The sequence below is a fragment of the Streptomyces pacificus genome (genome assembly GCF_011766325.1).
In the GTDB taxonomy this organism is placed as follows: domain Bacteria; phylum Actinomycetota; class Actinomycetes; order Streptomycetales; family Streptomycetaceae; genus Streptomyces; species Streptomyces pacificus.
On record NZ_BLLG01000013.1, the window covers coordinates 37,829 to 56,293 of the forward strand.

The 18,465-nt window shown below is 72.4% G+C and carries 14 protein-coding genes; 9 read left to right on the forward strand and 5 right to left on the reverse strand.

Annotated elements, in window-relative coordinates; genetic code table 11:
• Positions 1-234 precede the first annotated feature (234 nt).
• From SCWH03_RS20090 to SCWH03_RS20105, 4 genes are all read left to right on the forward strand, one after another.
• Positions 235-414: a DUF6480 family protein gene (locus SCWH03_RS20090; protein ID WP_173265679.1), complete on the forward strand. Its 180-nt coding sequence runs from the start codon at positions 235-237 to the stop codon at positions 412-414.
• Positions 415-1,050: 636 nt separating this feature from the next.
• Complete coding sequence (locus SCWH03_RS20095; RefSeq protein WP_173265753.1) at positions 1,051-1,389, forward strand: hypothetical protein; 339 nt, start codon at positions 1,051-1,053, stop codon at positions 1,387-1,389.
• Between the two features lie 22 nt (positions 1,390-1,411).
• Entirely contained in the window at positions 1,412-3,145 is a 1,734-nt protein-coding gene (locus SCWH03_RS20100; protein ID WP_173265680.1) for a sodium/solute symporter, read from the forward strand.
• Entirely contained in the window at positions 3,142-4,353 is a 1,212-nt protein-coding gene (locus tag SCWH03_RS20105; protein ID WP_173265681.1) for a histidine kinase, read from the forward strand. Before SCWH03_RS20100 ends, SCWH03_RS20105 begins: the two co-directional genes overlap by 4 nt.
• 146 nt (positions 4,354-4,499) lie before the next feature.
• Here the strand turns inward: SCWH03_RS20105 and SCWH03_RS20110 are convergent, their stop codons facing one another.
• Complete coding sequence (locus tag SCWH03_RS20110; protein WP_173265682.1) at positions 4,500-5,015, reverse strand: hypothetical protein; 516 nt, start codon at positions 5,013-5,015, stop codon at positions 4,500-4,502.
• 484 nt (positions 5,016-5,499) lie between these two features.
• Complete coding sequence (locus SCWH03_RS20115; protein ID WP_173265683.1) at positions 5,500-6,042, reverse strand: sigma-70 family RNA polymerase sigma factor; 543 nt, start codon at positions 6,040-6,042, stop codon at positions 5,500-5,502.
• A gap of 309 nt (positions 6,043-6,351) precedes the next feature.
• Here SCWH03_RS20115 and lysX point away from each other — a divergent pair, with 309 nt between their 5' ends.
• Positions 6,352-9,663 (forward strand): bifunctional lysylphosphatidylglycerol synthetase/lysine--tRNA ligase LysX, encoded by a 3,312-nt coding sequence (gene lysX / locus SCWH03_RS20120; protein WP_173265684.1) that lies wholly within the window; start codon positions 6,352-6,354, stop codon positions 9,661-9,663.
• Positions 9,664-9,779: 116 nt separating this feature from the next.
• Here the strand turns inward: lysX and SCWH03_RS20125 are convergent, their stop codons facing one another.
• Positions 9,780-10,442 (reverse strand): class F sortase, encoded by a 663-nt coding sequence (locus SCWH03_RS20125; RefSeq protein WP_173265685.1) that lies wholly within the window; start codon positions 10,440-10,442, stop codon positions 9,780-9,782.
• A 310-nt stretch (positions 10,443-10,752) separates the two neighbouring features.
• Between SCWH03_RS20125 and SCWH03_RS29935 the strand changes: the two genes are divergently transcribed.
• The gene (locus SCWH03_RS29935; protein ID WP_371872729.1) at positions 10,753-11,706 is read left to right on the forward strand and encodes a hypothetical protein; all 954 of its coding nucleotides are present in this window, start codon (positions 10,753-10,755) and stop codon (positions 11,704-11,706) included.
• A gap of 182 nt (positions 11,707-11,888) precedes the next feature.
• On the opposite strand, the gene SCWH03_RS20135 is transcribed toward SCWH03_RS29935, so the two are convergent.
• Both SCWH03_RS20135 and SCWH03_RS20140 read right to left on the reverse strand, forming a co-directional pair.
• Complete coding sequence (locus tag SCWH03_RS20135; RefSeq protein WP_173265686.1) at positions 11,889-12,437, reverse strand: hypothetical protein; 549 nt, start codon at positions 12,435-12,437, stop codon at positions 11,889-11,891.
• A gap of 192 nt (positions 12,438-12,629) precedes the next feature.
• Positions 12,630-13,394, reverse strand: a complete 765-nt coding sequence (locus SCWH03_RS20140; RefSeq protein WP_173265687.1) for a bestrophin-like domain — start codon at positions 13,392-13,394, stop codon at positions 12,630-12,632.
• 783 nt (positions 13,395-14,177) lie between these two features.
• Between SCWH03_RS20140 and SCWH03_RS20145 the strand changes: the two genes are divergently transcribed.
• The 3 genes from SCWH03_RS20145 (at position 14,178) to SCWH03_RS20155 (ending at position 18,412) form a co-directional block, all read left to right on the forward strand.
• The gene (locus SCWH03_RS20145; RefSeq protein ID WP_173265688.1) at positions 14,178-15,203 is read left to right on the forward strand and encodes an SCO0930 family lipoprotein; all 1,026 of its coding nucleotides are present in this window, start codon (positions 14,178-14,180) and stop codon (positions 15,201-15,203) included.
• Between the two features lie 225 nt (positions 15,204-15,428).
• Complete coding sequence (locus SCWH03_RS20150) at positions 15,429-16,241, forward strand: SAM-dependent methyltransferase (protein WP_173265689.1); 813 nt, start codon at positions 15,429-15,431, stop codon at positions 16,239-16,241.
• Positions 16,241-18,412 carry a putative bifunctional diguanylate cyclase/phosphodiesterase gene (locus tag SCWH03_RS20155; protein WP_173265690.1) on the forward strand — a complete coding sequence of 724 codons (2,172 nt, stop codon included), beginning with the start codon at positions 16,241-16,243 and terminating at the stop codon, positions 18,410-18,412. The genes SCWH03_RS20150 and SCWH03_RS20155 overlap by 1 nt, the downstream gene beginning before the upstream one ends.
• The last annotated feature ends 53 nt before the right edge of the window (positions 18,413-18,465 follow it).

Consider the following 18,465-nt stretch of genomic DNA (forward strand, 5'->3'; position numbering starts at 1 on the left):
AGTAACCGGCCTTGCCGCGGATAGCGGACCCGTGCCCGACTCGACTCTGTTTCAGGTGGCGGGTTCCGTAGAACGAGTTCCGCGCGGTGGGTCTTGCCCGGCGCGTCCGCTCCGCGGCGGCGGGCCGGGGTCCCACGAGCCGCACCCGGCCGCCCCGCGCACGGGGAAGCCGGGCGGGCGCGGCCCCCGGAGTTGTGAGCGACGGGAAGCGACGGGAAGCGACGGGAGAGGACGATGGCAGATCGACGCGTACCCCCGCAGGAGACGCCGCCCGTGGAGGCGTCCATCGCCGAGGCCCACCAGGAACGTCCTGACGGCGGGATCTGGGAGCATCCCGTGGTGATCCTGTCGCTGATCGTCGTCGGCAGTGTGTTCTTCGCGGCCCTGTTCATCGGGCGGGCCCTCAGTCTCTGAGGGGTTCCCACCGCACACGGCAGGAATGCTCGCTTGCATGAGACCTGCCCGGGCCCGCCAGGACCGGCCCAGGTGGACCCAGACCGGACCGATACCGGCCAAGCCGCGCCTCCCGCCGGATCTGACCTCGGCCCGCCGGACGCGGCCTCCACCTGCCCCCGGCCGCCGTTCGCCAGTCCGCGGCGGGTGCGTGCCGCCTTCCACCGTGTGCGGCCCTCCACCGTGTGCCGCCTCCCAGCGGATGTCCGGTGGTGTGCGGGGGCGGTCGGTCCGGGCCGGCGGCAGGTCGGATCCCCGGTCCTGGCACTCGGCGGGACGCCGCCCGGTGGCAGGGCCCGTGGAGGTTCCGGCCCCGTACCCGGCTCCGGCCGGTCACGGCGAGCCTGATCCTGCTGCGTCGGACTCTCTCCGCCGGACCTTCTCCGGTGAACCGCTCGCCGGTCGGACACGTGGCAGGGGAGTCCGGGCCCGACCACCGGCCTGTACCCCCCTCACCCCCTCTGCGTAGACTCCGGGGACCCCCGGGGCCTGCCGCCCGTCGCCGCGAGCGGCCTGCCCGAACAGCCGCCGAGAGAACGCCGGGAGCGGACTTTGACGTCTGCAGCACAGCCACCCCGCCGTGAAGTCGTCACGGGAGTGCCGCGTGGCACCCGCCGCCGCCCCGGCCACGCCCCCGCGCGCCCGGAGACCGACGAGCAGACCCCCGCCGGCGCCGTCCATGTGCGCTCCCTGATGCGCAGCCAGCTGCGCGCTGCCCTGTACGCCCTGGGCACCCTCGTCCTCCTCGTCGGCACCCTCCCGCTTCTCTTCGTCCTCCCCGCGGCCGTCCTCGGCTCCTTCTCCCCCTCCGCGCCGTTCGTGTGGGCGGTGCTCGGCGCCGGCGTCTACCCCCTGATGTGGTTGACCGCCCGCCGGTACGTCCGCCGGGCCGAGCGCAACGAGGAGGACTTCACCGGGCTGGTCGAGGGCCGCTGAGAGCGCCTGTGGGGGACGACCGGTGAACCAGACCTACGCGGTTGCGGCCGTGGCCTGCGTGGTCCTGGCGACCGTCCTCATCGGCGCCCTGGGCCTGCGCATCTCCCGGACGACCTCCGACTTCTATGTCGCCTCACGCACCGTCAACCCCGGCCTGAACGCCGCCGCCATCAGCGGCGAGTACCTCTCCGCCGCCTCCTTCCTCGGCATCGCGGGACTGGTGCTCCTCCAGGGGCCCGACATGCTCTGGTATCCGGTCGGCTACACCGCGGGCTATCTCGTCCTGCTCGTCCTCGTCGCCGCCCCGCTGCGGCGCTCGGGCGCGTACACGCTGTCCGACTTCGCCGAGGCCCGCCTGGAGTCGCCCGCGGTGCGGCGCCTCGCCAGCCTCTTCGTCGTCGGCGTCGGCTGGCTCTACCTGCTGCCGCAGCTCCAGGGCGCGGGGCTCACCCTGGAGATCCTCACCGGCGCGCCCGACTGGTTCGGCGGGGTCCTGGTCGCCGTCGTCGTCACGGGCGCGGTGGCCGCGGGCGGCATGCGCTCCATCACCTTCGTGCAGGCCTTCCAGTACTGGCTGAAACTCACGGCCCTGCTCGTCCCCGCGCTGTTCCTGCTCGCCGCCTGGGCCGGCGACGACGCCCCGCGCGCCCGCTTCGACGCGCCCGCCGTGCTGCGTCAGCACACCGAGGTCCGCGTCGACGACACGGTACGGATCGACCTGGACGCCCCGCTGTCCGTCGCGGTGGCCGGCACGGTCGACGGCATCCGCCACGAGGGGCGGCAGACCACCCTGGAGGAGGGCACGCACCGCGTCGAGTCGGGCACCACCCTCACGTTCCCCCCGGGCGCGGACATACCCGAACGTGCGTCCACCGGGGCCGACCCCGCCGGCTGGTCCCAGCCGCTGGCGGGCGGCGGCGACGGCTACCAGCTCTACGCCACCTACGGCCTGATCCTCGCCACCTTCCTCGGCACCATGGGCCTCCCGCACGTCGCCGTCCGCTTCTACACCAGCCCCAACGGCCGCGCGGCGCGCCGCACCACCCTCGTCGTCCTGGGACTGATCGGCGCCTTCTACCTGCTCCCTCCGGTGTACGGGGCCCTCGGCCGGATCTACGCCCCCGAACTCGCCCTGACCGGCGACGCCGACGCCGCCGTGCTGGTCCTGCCGGAACGGATGGTCGGCGGACTCACGGGCGATCTGCTCGGCGCGCTCCTCGCGGGTGGCGCCTTCGCCGCCTTCCTGTCCACCGCGTCCGGACTCACCATCTCCGTCGCCGGAGTCCTCACCCAGGACGTCCTGCCGTCGCGCGGGGTACGGCACTTCCGGCTCGCGACCGTCCTTGCCATGGCCGTGCCGCTCGCCGTCAGCCTCGTCGCCGCCGACGTGCCCGTCGCCGACGCCGTCGGGCTGGCCTTCGCCGTCTCGGCGTCCTCGTTCTGCCCGCTGCTCGTCCTCGGCATCTGGTGGCGCAGGCTCACCCCGCCCGGCGCCGCCGCCGGACTGGTCACCGGCGGCGGCACCGCGCTGACCGCCGTCATGGCCACCCGGGCGGGACTCGCCCCCGAGGGCTGGCCGCACACCCTCATGGCCTGGCCGGCCGTCTGGTCCGTGCCGCTCGGATTCCTCACCATGATCCTGGTGTCGCTGGTGACACCCCGCCACACACCTCCCGGCGCCGCCGCCATCCTCACCCGTCTCCATCTGCCGGAAGACCTGGCCGCCCGGCCCCCGTGCGAAGGGGCCCGGCGATGACCGGCACCGCGCTGGCCGCACTCGGCGCCGCCGCGGCGGCGCTGCTCGCCGCCGGTTTCGCCCTCGGCCGCGTCACCGCACGCCGCGCCGCCGGATCAGGACCCGACCCGGGCACCCCGGTCGAGCGGGCCACCTTCCACACCCTGCACACCGCCTCGCTCGCCGCGCCCCCGCTGCGCGCCGGGCTCACCGAGGACACCGCGCGCAAGGCCGCCCGCCCGCTGCGCTCGCTGCTCGGCACCCGGGCCCTGTGCCTCACGGACCGGGTGACCGTCCTCGCCTGGGACGGCATCGGCGCCGACCACCACCGGGAGCGCGTGATGCACCGGGTCGGCGACGTGCTCGAGTCCGGGCGCAGCCAGAGCGTCCGCACCGGTTGCGACGACCCGGAGTGCCCGCTCCGCTGGGCGGTGATCGCCCCGCTGACGGGGGAGGAGGGCGTGCTCGGCACGCTCGTCGCCTACGGTCCGGGGGAGTCGGCGGTTCTGGTACGAGCGGCGACCGAGGTCGCCCGCTGGGTCTCCGTCCAGCTCGAACTGGCCGAGCTCGACTGCTCCCGCACCCGGCTCATCGAGGCCGAGATCCGTGCCCTGCGGGCCCAGATCTCCCCGCACTTCATCTTCAACTCGCTCGCGGCCATCGCGTCCTTCGTCCGTACCGACCCCGAGCGGGCGAGGGAACTCCTGCTGGAGTTCGCCGACTTCACCCGCTATTCCTTCCGCCGGCACGGGGACTTCACCCATCTCGCCGACGAGCTGCGCTGCATCGAGCAGTATCTGGCCCTCGCCGGGGCCCGCTTCGGAGACCGGCTGAAGGTGACGCTCCAGATCGCGCCCGAAGTCCTCCCGGTCGCCCTGCCCTTCCTGTGCCTCCAGCCGCTCGTCGAGAACGCCGTGAAGCACGGGATGGAGGACGCCGGACGGGTCTGCCGGGTCTCCATCTCCGCCCGGGACGCCGGCTCGGAGGCGGTGGTGACCATCGAGGACGACGGTGTCGGGATGGACCCGGCCGAACTGCGGCGGATCCTCGCACGGGAGGCGGACCACTCCTCCGGCATCGGTCTGTCCAACGTCGACGAGCGGCTGCGCCAGGTGTACGGCGATGACCACGGGCTGGTCATCGAGACAGGGGTCGGAGCAGGGATGAAGATCACTGTACGGATTCCCAAGTACCGTGCGGGCGTGCACAGCCAACCCGGCGGAAGCTGAGCCCGGCGGTGCGCGGGAGAGGCCCGCACCGGGGGAGCGGGCGCCGCTCGGCCCGGCCGGGGAGCCGTACCGGCGGCGCTCCCGGCCGCCTCCGGTCCGCCGGCCGCGGCGGCTCTGCGCCCGTGGCGGGTCAGTGCGGAGGGGGGTCAGTACAGATGGACGGCAAGATGGCCCAGCGGAAGCCCCAGCCGCCAGGCCGGCGTCCAGACCTTGGTGTCCTCGCAGGCGGCAGGGTCCACCGGAAGGGCCGGATGCCACGGGTCGGCGTCGTCCCCGAGATCGGCGGCGAGTAGCTCGGTCCGCTCCAGCCAGCCCCACGAAGCGCGGGCCAGATCGAGATCCGGGTCCATGCCGGGGAGGTCGAGAGACTCCCGCTCGGCCATCCGGTCGCGCACCCACTCCTGCCAGGGGTGCCCATAGGCCGTGACGGACAGCCATTCGTCCAGCCGCGACGCCGTCAGCACTCCGGCCGGGCAGTCCTCGGCGCCGGACAGATAGACCGTCAGCGCCAGTGTCTCCCGGCCGGCTCTGTACTCCAGCGAACCCGGCTCCACCAGACCGCCGATGCGCAGCACCTGGTCGGCCAGGAACTCGGCGCACAGCCAGGCCATCGGGACCGCCAGACCGCCTCCGCTGGTGCCGTTCGTACTCTCGGGACGCACTCACTCCACCTTCTCCCCGGACATGTTCGGGCACGGGTCTCGACGACGAGCCTCCACCCGAAGACACGCGTCGCGGTTCGTCTTTACTCAACTTGGGCGGGTGGTTTCGCATCCGGTCGGGCCGGGGGCGTGGCGGCAGGGAGACCTGATGTTCCAGGGGAGTGCGGAACGGAAGTGAACCGCCCGGGTCCGCCCGGGTCCGCCCGGGTCCGGTCCCGCTCCCGTCCCCCTCCCGTCCCCCTCCCGCTCCCGTCCCCCTCCCGTCCGGTCCCCCTCCCGTCCGGTCCCGCTCCCGTCGCGCAGGCCCGCGCCGAGCCGCCCTTCCGCCCGCGGGAGCCCGGTGGTGTTCCGGTCCGGCAGGACCCGGTGACCGTGTCGTACACCCGTCCGCGCCCGGGCCGGGGCGACGGCGGGCCGGCCTGCGGCCTCCGCACCACCAGCCCTGACGGAGCCCCGCTCCGGGCGCACGGCATCCGGGCATCCCTCAGGCCACCGAGGGGAGCGGTCTTCTGCTGTAGCCGGGCAGGCTCCGGGCCATGGCGCGCAGCGCGTGGTACGAACGCGACTTCACGGTGCCCTGCGGAATACCGAGAGCCGTCGCGGCCTCGGCCACACTGCGGCCCTGGAAGTAGATCTGCACCAGCACGGCGCGGTGCTCGGGGCTCAGCGACCTGACCGCGGTCCGCACGTCGACCGCGGCGACCGCGCGGTCCGTCACATCGGAGGGGTCCGGCGTCGCGGCCAGGACACCGTCTGCGATCTCCGCCGGCCGTGCGAGCCGCGACCGGCGCGCATCGATCGCCAGGCGCCGGCCGACGGTGAAGAGCCAGGGCCGCATCGACTCGTAGGGCGCGTCGAACGCCTCCGGGTGCTGCCAGGCCCTCAGCAGGGTCTCCTGCAGCAGGTCCTCCGCGCGTTGCCGGTCCCCGTACGTCAGGCCGACGAGAAAGCCCAGCAGGGCGGGACCGTGTTCGCGCTGCAGCTCCGCCAGGGCGTGCTCGTCGGTCGTCGCCGTTGCCGTGGCCATCGTCGGCTCCCTTCCCGCAGGATCCTGCCGTGCTCCGAGAGTTCGGTGCTCCGGGCATCCGGTGCTGTGTGCTTCGTGGCGTATACGAACGCATCGGCGGGCGGAGGGACAGGCGCCACACTCGGGTGTGCGGCGAGCGGTCGCACAGAGCGGCGAGTGGTGCGCCGAACGGTCGACCGGACCAAGGCCCGCCGTCGGCCGCCACCAGCCGGTGCCCGGAGTGTCCCCGTGTTCCCGGGCTCCGGGTTCTGGGCCCCCGCCGCCCCGCCCGACAGGCGGCATGGCGGTGCTCTCCCTAGAGTGCGGAACATGAGCGTCAGCGTGGCGGAGCGTGGGACGGGCGCCCGGAGCGGTCTCGCGGGCAGGGTGCCCGGCGCCTTCGCGATGTTCTTCGCCCTGCTCGGGGTGTACTGCGCGGTGATCGCGCTCATCGCCCCCCTGCGAAGACTGCTGAGCCCGGTCTCCGCGTTCCTCGACCTGGTGGCCGTGCCCGTCAGCGCCAACCTGGCGTACGCCGTCTTCCTGCTGCTGCTGGCAGCGGCGATCGGCGCCCGCAAGAAGGCCGCGTGGTGGCTCGTCGTCGCCTATCTCACCCTGCTCGTCCTCACCGACGTCCTCACCCTGGCGCTGCTGCGGGACTGGTCCTGGATCCCCGGCCTCGTCCTGTGCCTGATCGCCCTCGGGGTGCTCTTCGCCGCCCGCGGCGAGTTCTACGCCCTGACCCGCCGCGGCGCCCTGTGGTACGCCCTCCTCGTGCTCGTCCTCGGGCTCGTGCTGGCCGTCCTCGTCGGCTGGGCGCTCGTGGAGCTGTTCCCCAACGACCTCCCGCAGGGACAGCGGCTGGCGTGGGCCGCCAACCGGGTGCTCGGCGGGCTCGTCTCCAGCGCCCAGTTCGACGGCACCCCGCCCCGCGCCCTCTTCTTCCTCCTCGGCCTCTTCGGTGCGCTCGCGCTGCTCAACTCCGCCCGGACCCTGTTCCGCTCCCAGCGGATGGAGGCCGGCCTGCACGGCGACGAGGAGACCCGGATCAGGGCACTGCTCGGCGCCTACGGCTCCCAGGACTCGCTCGGCTACTTCGCCACCCGCCGCGACAAGGCCGTCGTGTTCTCGCCCAACGGCAGGGCCGCCGTCACCTACCGTGTGGAGGCCGGTGTGGCCCTCGCCAGCGGGGACCCCGTCGGGGACACGGAGGCGTGGACCGCCGCCATCGGGACCTGGCTCGACGTCGCCCGCCGCCACGCCTGGGCGCCCGCCGTGATGGGCGCCTCCGAGGGCGGCGCACGTGCCTACGCCCGCTCCGGGCTCGGCGCCATCCAGCTCGGGGACGAGGCGATCCTGTACGTCGAGCGCTTCGACCTGAACGGCCGGGACATGCGCGCCACCCGGCAGGCCGTCGGCCGGGTCCGCAGACTCGGGGCGGCCGTCCGCATCCGCCGCCACTCCGCCCTCGGCGCCCAGGAGATGAAGGAGATCATCGACCGGGCCGACGCCTGGCGCGACACCGAGACCGAGCGCGGCTTCTCCATGGCCCTGGACCGGCTCGGCGACCCCGAGGACGGCGACTGCCTGCTCGTCGAGGCCCTCGATGCCGACGGGAACCTCATCGCCCTCCTGTCCTTCGTGCCCTGGGGACGCGACGGGATCTCCCTCGACGTGATGCGCCGTGACCGCGACCACGCGCCCAACGGGATCATGGAGTTCATGGTCGCCGGGCTGTGCGCGGAGGCACCGCAGCTCGGCGTGCGCCGGATCTCCCTCAACTTCGCCGTCTTCCGCTCCGTGTTCGAGGAGGGCGCCAGGATCGGCGCGGGTCCGGTCCTCCGGCTCTGGCGCCGGCTGCTCCTGTTCTTCTCCAGGTGGTGGCAGCTGGAGGCGCTGTACCGCTCCAACGTCAAGTACCGGCCCGTCTGGTACCCGCGCTTCCTCTGCTACGGGGACGCCGGCGCGCTCGCCCGCATCGGTCTCGCCTCCGCGATCGCCGAGGGCTTCGTCTCGGTGCCCAGGCTGCGCAGTCGCTGGGGCGACGGCCGGCCGCGCGGAGCCGTCGCCGCGCCGGTCGCGGGCACCAGGGACCTCCCGCCGCTCGACGCGCTCGAACTCGCCGGACCCGACACCGTACGGCCCATGGGGGAGCGCCGGATGCCGGAGCAGGTACGCGTCCGCCACCGCAAGCTGGAGCGGCTGCGCGAGCAGGGTGTCGACCCGTACCCGGTCGGCGTCACCGCCCGCACCGGCCCTCTCGCCGCCGTACGCGCCGCCCACCCCGGCCTGCCGGCCGGAGCCCGCACCGGCGAACGGATCACGGTCGCCGGGCGGGTCATGGCCGTGCGGGACTTCGGCGGAGTCGTCTTCGCCGTGCTGCGCGACTGGTCCGGCGACCTCCAGATCGCCCTGACCCGCGACGGTTCCGGCCCCGGTGCGCTCTCCTCCTTCTCCGCCGACATCGACCTCGGCGACCATGTCACCGCCACCGGCGAGATCGGCGTCAGTGACCGGGGCGAGCTCAGCGTCTTCGCCGACGCCTGGCAGCTCACCGCCAAGTGCCTGCGCCCCCTGCCCGACAAGCGCCGCGGGCTGGCGGACCCGGAGGCGCGGGTCCGCCGCCGCTATCTCGACCTGGTCACCAGCCCCGAGGCCCGCGGTGTCGTCAGGGCCCGCTCAGCCGCGGTCCAGGCGCTGCGGCAGGGGCTGCTCGACCGCGGCTATCTGGAGGTCGAGACCCCGATGCTCCAGCAGGTCCACGGCGGCGCCAACGCCCGGCCGTTCACCACGCACATCAACGCCTACGACATGGACCTGTATCTGCGGATCGCGCCGGAGCTGTTCCTCAAGAGGCTGTGCGTGGGCGGCATGGAGAAGGTCTTCGAGATGGGCCGCACCTTCCGCAACGAAGGCGTGTCCTACAAGCACAATCCCGAGTTCACGATGCTGGAGGCGTACCAGGCGTTCGCCGACTACGACGTGATGCTCGATCTGGCCCGCGAACTGATCCAGGGCGCCGCCACCGCCGTGTTCGGCGCACCCATCGCCCACACGAGGGGCCCCGACGGCACGCCCGCCGTCCACGACATCTCCGGCAACTGGCCCGTCAAGACCCTGTACGGAGCGGTGTCCGAGGCGCTCGGCGAGCAGGTCGACGCCGACACCGGCGAGGCGCGGCTGCGCGGCCTCTGCGACCTCGCGGGAGTGCCGCACGGTCCCGACGACACCCGCGGCGACGTCGTCCTGGAGATGTACGAGCGGCTGGTCGAGGAGAAGACCCAACTGCCCACGTTTTACAAGGACTTCCCGACGGAAGTGTCTCCGCTGACCCGCCGGCACCGCCGTGATCCGCGCCTCGCCGAGCGCTGGGACCTCGTCGCCTTCGGTGCCGAACTGGGCACGGCCTACTCCGAGTTGACTGACCCGGTCGAGCAGCGGCGACGGCTCACCGCCCAGTCGCTGCTCGCGGCGGGCGGAGACCCCGAGGCCATGGAACTCGACGAGGACTTCCTCGACGCGCTGGAGTACGCCATGCCGCCGACCGGAGGGCTCGGCATCGGCGTGGACCGGCTGGTGATGTTCCTGACGGGGCTGACGATCCGCGAGACCCTGCCGTTCCCCCTGGTGCGCCGCAACTGAACCGCGGGCGGGCGTATGCACTGGTGAGTGCGGTGAGTGCGGTGAGTGCGGTGAGTGTGGTGAGCACCGCGCCGGGAAGGCGGATGCCGGGGAGGGCTGTATGCCGGCGGCCGGTGTCAGCGTGTGGTGGCCATGCGGGCGAAGACGACGACGTTGCCGTCATAGCCGGTGCCGCGCGAGTAGCCGCCGCCGCAGGTGATCACGCGCAGCTCGGGTGTGCCGGTGTCACCGTAGACCCGGGCGCCGGGGAAATCGTTCTTGGAGAACACCTCGACGCCGTACACCTCGAAGACCGCCACACGGCCGTCGTAGCGCGTCACCTCGACGTGCTGGCCCTTCTGCATCGATCCCAGCCCGTAGAACACGGCGGGCCCCGCCGTGTTGTCGACATGGCCGACGACCACTGCGGTGCCCTGCTGACCGGGTGCGATGCCGTTCTGGTACCAGCCGGCGAGGTTGGGGTCCTGCGCCGAGGGGGCCTCGATCCAGCCGTTGGCGTCGAGACCCACGTCGACGATCGGTGCGTCCACACCGAGGGCCCGAATGGCGATCCGTGAGGCCGGGGCATAGGGCAGCGGCTCGACGGTGCCGGGCAGGGGGACGGAGTCCTGGTGGGCGCGCACGTCGTCCAGTGACGCCGCCACGGCGGGCTGCGGTGGCCCCATGCCGATGTCCACGCCATTCCGCACCAGGGCGAGTCCTGTGAGCATGACAAGGGCCAGGACGCCCCAGGGAGAGCGTCTCCTGGAATCCGACCCCGTGAACTCCTGCCGGCGCATGGCTCTCCCCTCTCATCGTCTGCCCGCACGCTAGGCAGGTACGGCGGAGGGCGCGACCGGAGAGGAGCGAACGGGTGGTACGGCCAGTCGTGGTGACCCATATGAGTAGACCGTCCCGCAAAACCTCCGGCAGTCCGTGACCTGCACATCCTGTGGGTGCGGGCGGCGCGTGCCGGCGTGTCGGTCACCGGGGTGGACGAATCCCGAAATGCGACGGATGTGCAACCCGGTGAGGGTTCGTCATGGAGGGCGTTCTCGTCGAAATCTCCGGAGCGCCGCTCCGGGGCGCACCTCCGATGGAGGTTCAACCATGCGTGCTTCACGCGCTGTCGCGGTGGCGATCACCGCGTGTGCGGCCATGGGCGCCACTTCTCCCGTGGTCGCCGCCACTTCCACCGGGGGTGGCAACGGTCCGACCAACGTCCGGCTCTCCCCGTCCGAGGTCCACCAGGGTTCGACCCTGACGATCCTGGTCGACGGCTGCCACCGCGGCGGCACGGTGTCGTCCAACGCCTTTCCCGCGGCCAACCTGAGCGTCGGCTACGGGGGGTACTACGGCCCGGGCGGCAAGCGTGCGGGTGAAGAGGGCAACCCGGACTCGAACACCAACCCTCAGCCCAACGGCAACGGCAACGGCAACGGCAACGGCAACGGGAACGCCCGAACTGACGGGAACGGGAACGGGAACGGGAACGGCGTCAGGCAGGACCAGCACGGCAACTTCCAGGGCAACGGTCAGGACCAGGGTGGGAACGGCAACGGCCGGGGTGGCAACGACGGTCGCAACGATCAGGGTGGGGACGGCAACGGCCGGGGTGGCAACGACGGTCGCAACGATCAGGGTGGGGACGGCAACGGCCGGGGTGGCAACGACGGTCGCAACGATCAGGGTGGGAACAACAACGGCCGGGGTGACAACAACCGTCGTGACCAGGGCGGCCACAACGACAACCGGCGCAACGATCGCGGCGGTTACAACGACTTCAAGGGTGGGCAGGGTGTCGCCGTCGCCACGGCCCGTATCTTCGACCGCGCGACCCCGGGCCAGTACAACCTGGCCGTCCGGTGCAACGACAGCAACCGCATCGCGACCCGGACCTTCATCGTGCTCTCGGGCCGCGGTACCCGGGGCGGTCTCGGCGGTTCGCAGCAGCCTTCCAGCACCGAGATGGCAGTGGGCGGCGGACTCGTCGCCGCAGCGGCCCTCGGCGGTGCCGTCTACCTGGTTCGCCGTCGGCGTGGCATCAGCGGTGGAGATGCCTGACCGGCCTCACCCTCCCGGCCGGCCTTCACCGCCCGTCGCCCCGAGTCCTGAATCAGGAACCGGGGCGACGGGCGTGGACGGCGCCGAGTAGTGCCGAGTGGGACTGTCCGGCGAGGAGCAGGGCGCGCCCGCAACAAGGACGGAAGGCGCGCCGGCGAGAGGTTGGCCGACGCGGGGAAGGCTCAGTGCAGCCGGCTGCCGGAGCGCCGGCGCACCACGTAGACGACGCCGCCCGAGGCCGCCAGCACGAGCATGACGCCTGCCGCGATCTCCACGGCGTGCATGCCGCGGATGCTGCCGCCCAGTCCGCCCTTGACGCCATGGGGCTGGGGAGCGGTGGTGCTGGTGGAGCTGGTGGTCGGTGTCGCCGAGCCGCTGCCGGAGATCGTCAGATCCGTGGTGCCGGTCTGGCTGTTGCAGGTGAACTGGACCGAATAGACGGCACCGCGCCGTGCGTCCAGGTCGACCCTCGCCGTGGCGGTCTGGCGCGGCGGGATCGTCACGGTGTCGAACACGCCGGACGAGGCGGTGGCCGTGGTGCCGCAGCCGGACACTCCCAGCGTCACCGTGCCGCCAGGTGCCACGGTCGAGGGGGTGACGGCGAACGAGAACGGCTGCTTGCGGACGCTGCCGCCGGCGCCGCCGGCGGTGTCCGCCGCCGCGGGGGGAAGGGGCAGAGCGAGGGCGGCCGCTCCCAGCAGAGCGGCGGACGCGACGGATATCGCGCGCATGGCAATCCTCCGGAGTCCCCGAGGAGCAGGTGCGGAAGGGCTTTCCACAAGAGCAGGGAATGCACCTCGATGACCGAAACGCTAGAAGCGCGTATGCACCCTCGCGATCTCAGACGGGCGAATGGGGCACGCCTGTCCCCCGGGCGGCGCAGCGGAGGTTTTCCCCACTTGCGTCACCCGGAGGTGCTGTGATCAGCCGAGGGCGTGGGGGAAGAGCGCCGTGAACGGGCCGGGAGCGGCCGACGGGCCCCTCCCAAACGGCGCGTCGAAAGCCCAGATCAGGAAGAGCAGGAACGCGATCAGCGCGCTGAACAGGCCGGCCAGCAGCAACTCCCGGGAGGTCCTGCGGATCTGCAGGGTGAAGATCAGGCCGACGGTGACCGCGGCGCCCGTCACCAGGCCGAACCACACCACGCCGGGCATCGTGGCCTCGGCGTTCTGCCCCCGGGCCCCACGGGCGTCGTCGGCCGCCGCCACCTGGTCGACGAGTGGCTGGTACGCCTGGCCCTCGTGGTCGTTCGCCGGTACGTAGTCCGCCACGTCCCTGCGCACCTGTTCGAGCAGCCGTGTGCCCTCCGGGGTTAGTTCGCCCCTCTCGACCATGTGGGGCCACTCGGTGTTCACCACATGTGCGACATAGGCGTCGACGCTGTCCCGGATGCGTTCGCGCGCCTCGACGGGGTAGACCTCGGCGCGGGCGCTCACCTCGTGCAGTGCCTGGGCCTCGTGGCGTACCGAGTCCTCCGCCGCGCCGCGCGCCTCCCAGACGCCCGCGATGGCCAGGCCGAGCACGATCGCGTAGACCACGCCGATCATCATGGTCATGTACTCGATGACATCGGGTGTCTCCGAGGGATCGTCGTGCTCGCCGACCCGCCGATGGTTGATGACGGTGATGGTGAGGACGACCGCGCACGCCGCGGCCATGGCGATGGTCAGTACGACCCACTCCGACAAGTGAACCTCCGGGCTAGCGGGATCGGGGACGAAGGAATGCCGCCGCGAGCACGGCGGGTGCGGTGACGAGGAGCGTGAGGGACACCAGTGAGGGGCCGCCGCGTGGTTTCTCGCGTGGGGGCTTTCGGTAGTGGGGGAGGGCGACCGGGGTGGGGCGCGGTGGTGCGGGGCGGGCCTTCGCGGGCGGTGTCGGTGTGGGTGTGGGTGTGGGTGGTGGTGGTGGCGGTGGTGGCGGTGGTGTCGGTGGGGGAGGCGCCTCGATCCGGGGTGGTGCGGGCGGTGGTGGCGGAGGCGGTGGCGGTGGCGGTGGTGGTGGTGCAGGTGGTTCGCGCGGCGGTGGCGGTGGGGGAGGCGGCTCGGGTGGCGGTGGCGGTGGCGGAGGCGGTTCGGGAACCGGGACCGGCCCCGCCGTGCAGCGGGCGCCGCCGGCGACGGCGACCGAGGAGCCCGGCTCGTTCGGACCACCGGGACCGATCGAGGCGTACGAGCAGGAGTCGGCGGCTGCGGGCAGCGGCGCCGTCAGCAGCCAGGCGAGTGCGGCGGCCGACAGCAGCCGCGCGGCAAGCGATCCGTACACGCCGGTGAGCCTGGTCCACGAGCGGCCGGGACACGCCCGGACGGGGAGTGATTCGCCTGATGGTGGGGAAGTCCGAGGAACGGGTTTGGGACGCCGTGAGGATTTTCCGTGCAGGCCGTTGAACACACCCGGCCCCACCGCGCGTACCTAGGGCCGTGGACGGCGCACCAAGGCGCCGCAACGGACACCGGGCTACGGGAGTTGACATGAAGACCTGGCGTAACGCCTCGCTCGCGGTGACCGCCGCTACCGTACTGGCGCTGACGACGGCGTGCGGTCAGGAGACGGTGGCGCAGCCGAACGGCCAGGCCGTCGGAGCCGTCAACCCCGCCGGGCAGCCGGCCGCCAGCAGCGGCTACGGATCCGGCTCGGACGGTGACGGTGCGGATGCCGGTGCGGCGGACGCCAAGCCCACGACGGGAGGCCAGCTCGCCGTGCGGGAGAACAGCAAGCTCGGCGAGGTGCTCACCGACGGCGGTGGAATGACCCTGTACCGCTTCGACAAGGACTCCGTCGATCCGGTGGCGTCGAACTGCGAAGGCGACTGCGCCAAGGCCTGGCCGGTGGTGGCGGCCGGCGATGTGACTCCGGCCCCCGGCACCGACGCGTCGCTCATCGGCTCGGTGACCCGGGCCGACGGCACCAAGCAACTCACCGTGGGCGGCTGGCCGATGTACCGCTACGCCAAGGACGCCAAGCCCGGTGACGCCAACGGGCAGGGCGTCGGCGGCACATGGTTCGCCTCCGCACCCGACGGCAAGAAGGCCGCACTCGGCGGGAGCGGCGAGGAGTCCGAAGACGGCAAGGCGGGAGGCGAGGGGGACGGCGGCGGAGAGCCCGCCGGCCAGGCGGGCGGTGAGTCGGTCGACCTCGCCGGCCTCTCCGTCCGCAAGGACCCGAAGCTCGGCGACATCGTCGTGGACAAGAACGGAATGACCGCCTACGTCTTCACCAAGGACTCGGCCTGGCCGATGAAGACCGCCTGCACGGGTGCGTGCCTGGAGAAGTGGCCGGTCATCGCCCCGGTGAACGCCGACGACACCGTGGGCATTCTGAAGAAGGGCTTCGTGACCTTCGACCGTCCCGACGGAATCAAGCAGCAGACCATCGACTGCTGGCCGATCTACACGTTCGCCGGCGACAAGAAGCCCGGTGACACCAACGGGCAGGGCGTGGGCGGCACATGGTTCGCCGTGTCGCCCCAGGGCAAGCCGGTCGGGGCGCCCAGTTAGGTCCCCACGCCGCGCCCCGGCCACCGGCCCGCCGCCACGCCTCCCGCGTGCGGCGGGTCGGCTGTTTCGGGATGGTTCCTGCCCGCATGTGCCCGTGGCGTGTGACCAAGAACGGATCGTTAATTTCCGTTTCTGCTCGCTCTCTTGGCGGGCGATCAGTAGCCTCGGCTCGAACGCCTGCCATGACAATGGCGGTCCACCCGTGGCGACTTGTTGGAGACATCAATGGAGCGTCCCGCCTGGGCCCCGCCCGGCATCGACATCTCGGTGCCGAGCGTGTCCCGCATTTACGACTACTACCTGGGCGGCTCGCACAACTTCGAGGTCGACCGCGAAGCCGCCCGGAGGGCGATGGGGTTCATGCCGGGCCTCCCCAAGATCATGCAGGCGAATCGTGCCTTCATGCGCCGCGCCGTGCGCTACGCCGCGAGCGAGGGCGTCAGCCAGTTCCTGGACATCGGCTCGGGCATACCGACGTTCGGCAACACCCACGAGATCGCGCAGAAGGCCGACCCCGCAGCGCGGATCGTGTACGTCGACCACGACCCGGTCGCCGTCGCCCACAGCCAGGCCGTGCTCGAAGGCAACGACGGAGCCGGGATCGTCCAGGCCGACCTGCGCGAGCCGGCCGGCATCCTCGCCGGCGGCGAGAACACCGGACTGCTGGACCTCGACCGGCCGGTGGCGCTGCTGCTCGTCGCGGTCCTCCACTTCCTGGAGGACTCCGACGCCCCCCGGCGGTCCGTCGCCGCGCTGCGCGACGCGCTGGCACCCGGCAGCCTGATCGTCGTCACCCACGCCTCCTACGAGGGCATCCCGCTGCCCCGGGAGCAGGCCGGCGGTGCCGTCGGGGTCTACAGGGACATCCGCAACCCGCTGGTGATGCGCTCGCGCGAGGAGATCGCACGGTTCTTCGACGGGTTCGAGATGGTCGAGCCCGGACTGGTGTCGATGCCGGACTGGCGGCCCGAGACCCCGGCCGCGCAGGAGGACCCATACGCGTTCTCCGGGTACGCAGGGGTGGGGCGCAAGGCGTGATGACGCCGTCGCAGGCAGCGGGCCCGGAGGCGGTCGGCCCGGACGACCTTCAGGACAGACTCAGCCGGTTCGCGACCATCTGGAGCCGGGCGATCTTCCCGGTGACGGCCACCTCGCTGACCCGTCCCGAGTTCGAGGAGCATCTGCTGCCGCTGGCACGGCAGTTGGCCGAGGCGCTGCACACCCGCCCGTTCGACCCCGCGGCCGCCCAGCGCGTCGGCGGCGCACTCGTCGGCGCCCACTGCACGGACCCCGACGCCCTCAGCCGCACGCTCGGCGTCGTCGACGCCTATCTGGTCCTTTACTGCGGGCCCGGCCGGGAGTCGGCCGAGGACAGCCGGGCCCGCTGCGCCCGGCTGCAGCACGCGCTCGCCGCCGGGTTCGCCCTCGCGCTGCGCGAGCGCACCCTCGCCGAGCAGGAGGCCATCGCCCGCTCGGCGCTCGCCGCACGCAGCGTGGCCATGGAGGCCCTGCACGCCACGGAGACGCGCTTCCGCGCGGTGTTCGAGGACGCCGCGATCGGCATCGGCATCGCCGACCTCGACGGCAACGTCCTCGAGGTCAACGACACGCTGACCCGCATGTTCGGCGGACTGGAGCACCATGTCCGCGGCCGGAAGGTCAACGAATGGGCGCACCCGGAGGACCGCCCGCTGACCTGGAACATGTACGACGAACTGGTCCGCGGTGAACGCGATCACTACCGGGTCGAGAAGCCCTTCTACCGCAACGACGGCACGGTGCTCTGGACCAATCTCACCGTCTCGCTGCTCAGGGACGCCGACGGTGTGCCCCAGTACCAGCTGGCCCTCATGGAGGACACCACCGAACGGCGGTTGCTCAACCTCCGGCTGCGGTACGAGGCGACCCATGACGCGCTCACCGGGCTGCCCAACCGGACCCTGTTCTTCGAGCGGCTGGGGAAGGCGCTGGCGGCGGGTGAGGGCGCCCGCTTCGGGCTCTGCTACCTCGACCTCGACGGCTTCAAGGCGATCAACGACAGCCTCGGCCACTCGGCGGGCGACCGTCTCCTCGTCGAGGTCGCCGACCGGTTGCAGAGCTGCGCAACGGCGCCCGGCGAGATGGTGGCCAGGCTCGGCGGCGACGAGTTCGTCGCGCTGACCACCGGCCGTGAGACCCAGCGCGAGGCGAGCGAACTCGCCGCCCGCATCCTCTCCGCGCTCGCCGTGCCCCTCACGCTCGAGGGCCGGGAGATCATCGTCCGGGGCAGCATCGGGATCGTCGAGGGACCTGCCGGGGGGCGCACCTCGGCGGAGGTGCTGCGCAGCGCCGACATCACCATGTACCGGGCCAAGTCGGCGGGCGGGAACCGCTTCGAGTTCTCCGACCCGGAGGCGGACGCCCGCGCGATCACCCGGCACGGCCTGACCACGGCGCTCCCGGCCGCCCTGGAGCGGGGCGAGTTCTTCATCGAGTACCAGCCGCTGGTGCGCCTCGGCGACGGCCGGGTGCACGGCGCGGAGGCACTGGTGCGGTGGTCGCACCCGCAGCACGGCGTCCTCGGGCCCGACCACTTCATTCCGCTGGCCGAGCACACCGGGCTGATCGTGCCGCTCGGCCGCTGGGTCCTCCAGGAGGCCGTGCGGCAGGCGCGGTCCTGGCACGAACAGGCCGGAGCGGGCGACTCCGCGCCGCCGCTGCGGATCAACGTCAATCTCTCCCCGGCCCAGTTGCACCACCCGGGTCTCGTCGCCGACACCGTCGACGTACTGGAGCGTTCGGGTCTGCCGCCCGGCGCGCTGTGCCTGGAGCTCACCGAGTCCGCGCTGATCGGAGCGGACGAGGACCTGCTCAAACCGCTGCGGCAGCTGGCCGAGATGGGTGTCGGCATCGCCCTCGACGACTTCGGCACGGGCTACTCCAACCTGGCCAATCTGCGGCGGCTCCCGGTGAGCGTGCTCAAGCTGGACCGCTCCTTCACCCAGGGCATGCAGCAGCACCCGGCGGACCCGGTCGACCGGAAGATCGTCGAGGGGATCGTCTCGCTGGCCCACAGCCTGGAGCTGGCCGTCACCGTCGAGGGCGTGGAGACCGGTGCCCAGGCCGAGCAGCTGCGCGAGCTGGGCTGCGACACGGCCCAGGGCTGGTACTACGCCCGGCCGGGCCCGCCGGACTGCCTCCACCGGCTGTCACTCGCGGACGCGGTGTAGCCGCAAGGCGCGCCGGGCGGCGTCCGGGGCCCGCGCCCGGGTCCGGGACTTTC

Bases quoted from the DNA above. Each gene is read 5' to 3' on its own strand.
- SCWH03_RS20150 (WP_173265689.1), top strand. From the start codon at position 15,429: ATGGAGCGTCCCGCCTGGGCCCCGCCCGGCATCGACATCTCGGTGCCG.
- SCWH03_RS20115 (WP_173265683.1), bottom strand. From the start codon at position 6,042: ATGGCCACGGCAACGGCGACGACCGACGAGCACGCCCTGGCGGAGCTG.
- SCWH03_RS20145 (WP_173265688.1), top strand. From the start codon at position 14,178: ATGAAGACCTGGCGTAACGCCTCGCTCGCGGTGACCGCCGCTACCGTA.
- SCWH03_RS29935 (WP_371872729.1), top strand. From the start codon at position 10,753: ATGCGTGCTTCACGCGCTGTCGCGGTGGCGATCACCGCGTGTGCGGCC.
- SCWH03_RS20135 (WP_173265686.1), bottom strand. From the start codon at position 12,437: ATGCGCGCGATATCCGTCGCGTCCGCCGCTCTGCTGGGAGCGGCCGCC.
- SCWH03_RS20125 (WP_173265685.1), bottom strand. From the start codon at position 10,442: ATGCGCCGGCAGGAGTTCACGGGGTCGGATTCCAGGAGACGCTCTCCC.
- lysX (WP_173265684.1), top strand. From the start codon at position 6,352: ATGAGCGTCAGCGTGGCGGAGCGTGGGACGGGCGCCCGGAGCGGTCTC.
- SCWH03_RS20155 (WP_173265690.1), top strand. From the start codon at position 16,241: ATGACGCCGTCGCAGGCAGCGGGCCCGGAGGCGGTCGGCCCGGACGAC.
- SCWH03_RS20105 (WP_173265681.1), top strand. From the start codon at position 3,142: ATGACCGGCACCGCGCTGGCCGCACTCGGCGCCGCCGCGGCGGCGCTG.
- SCWH03_RS20090 (WP_173265679.1), top strand. From the start codon at position 235: ATGGCAGATCGACGCGTACCCCCGCAGGAGACGCCGCCCGTGGAGGCG.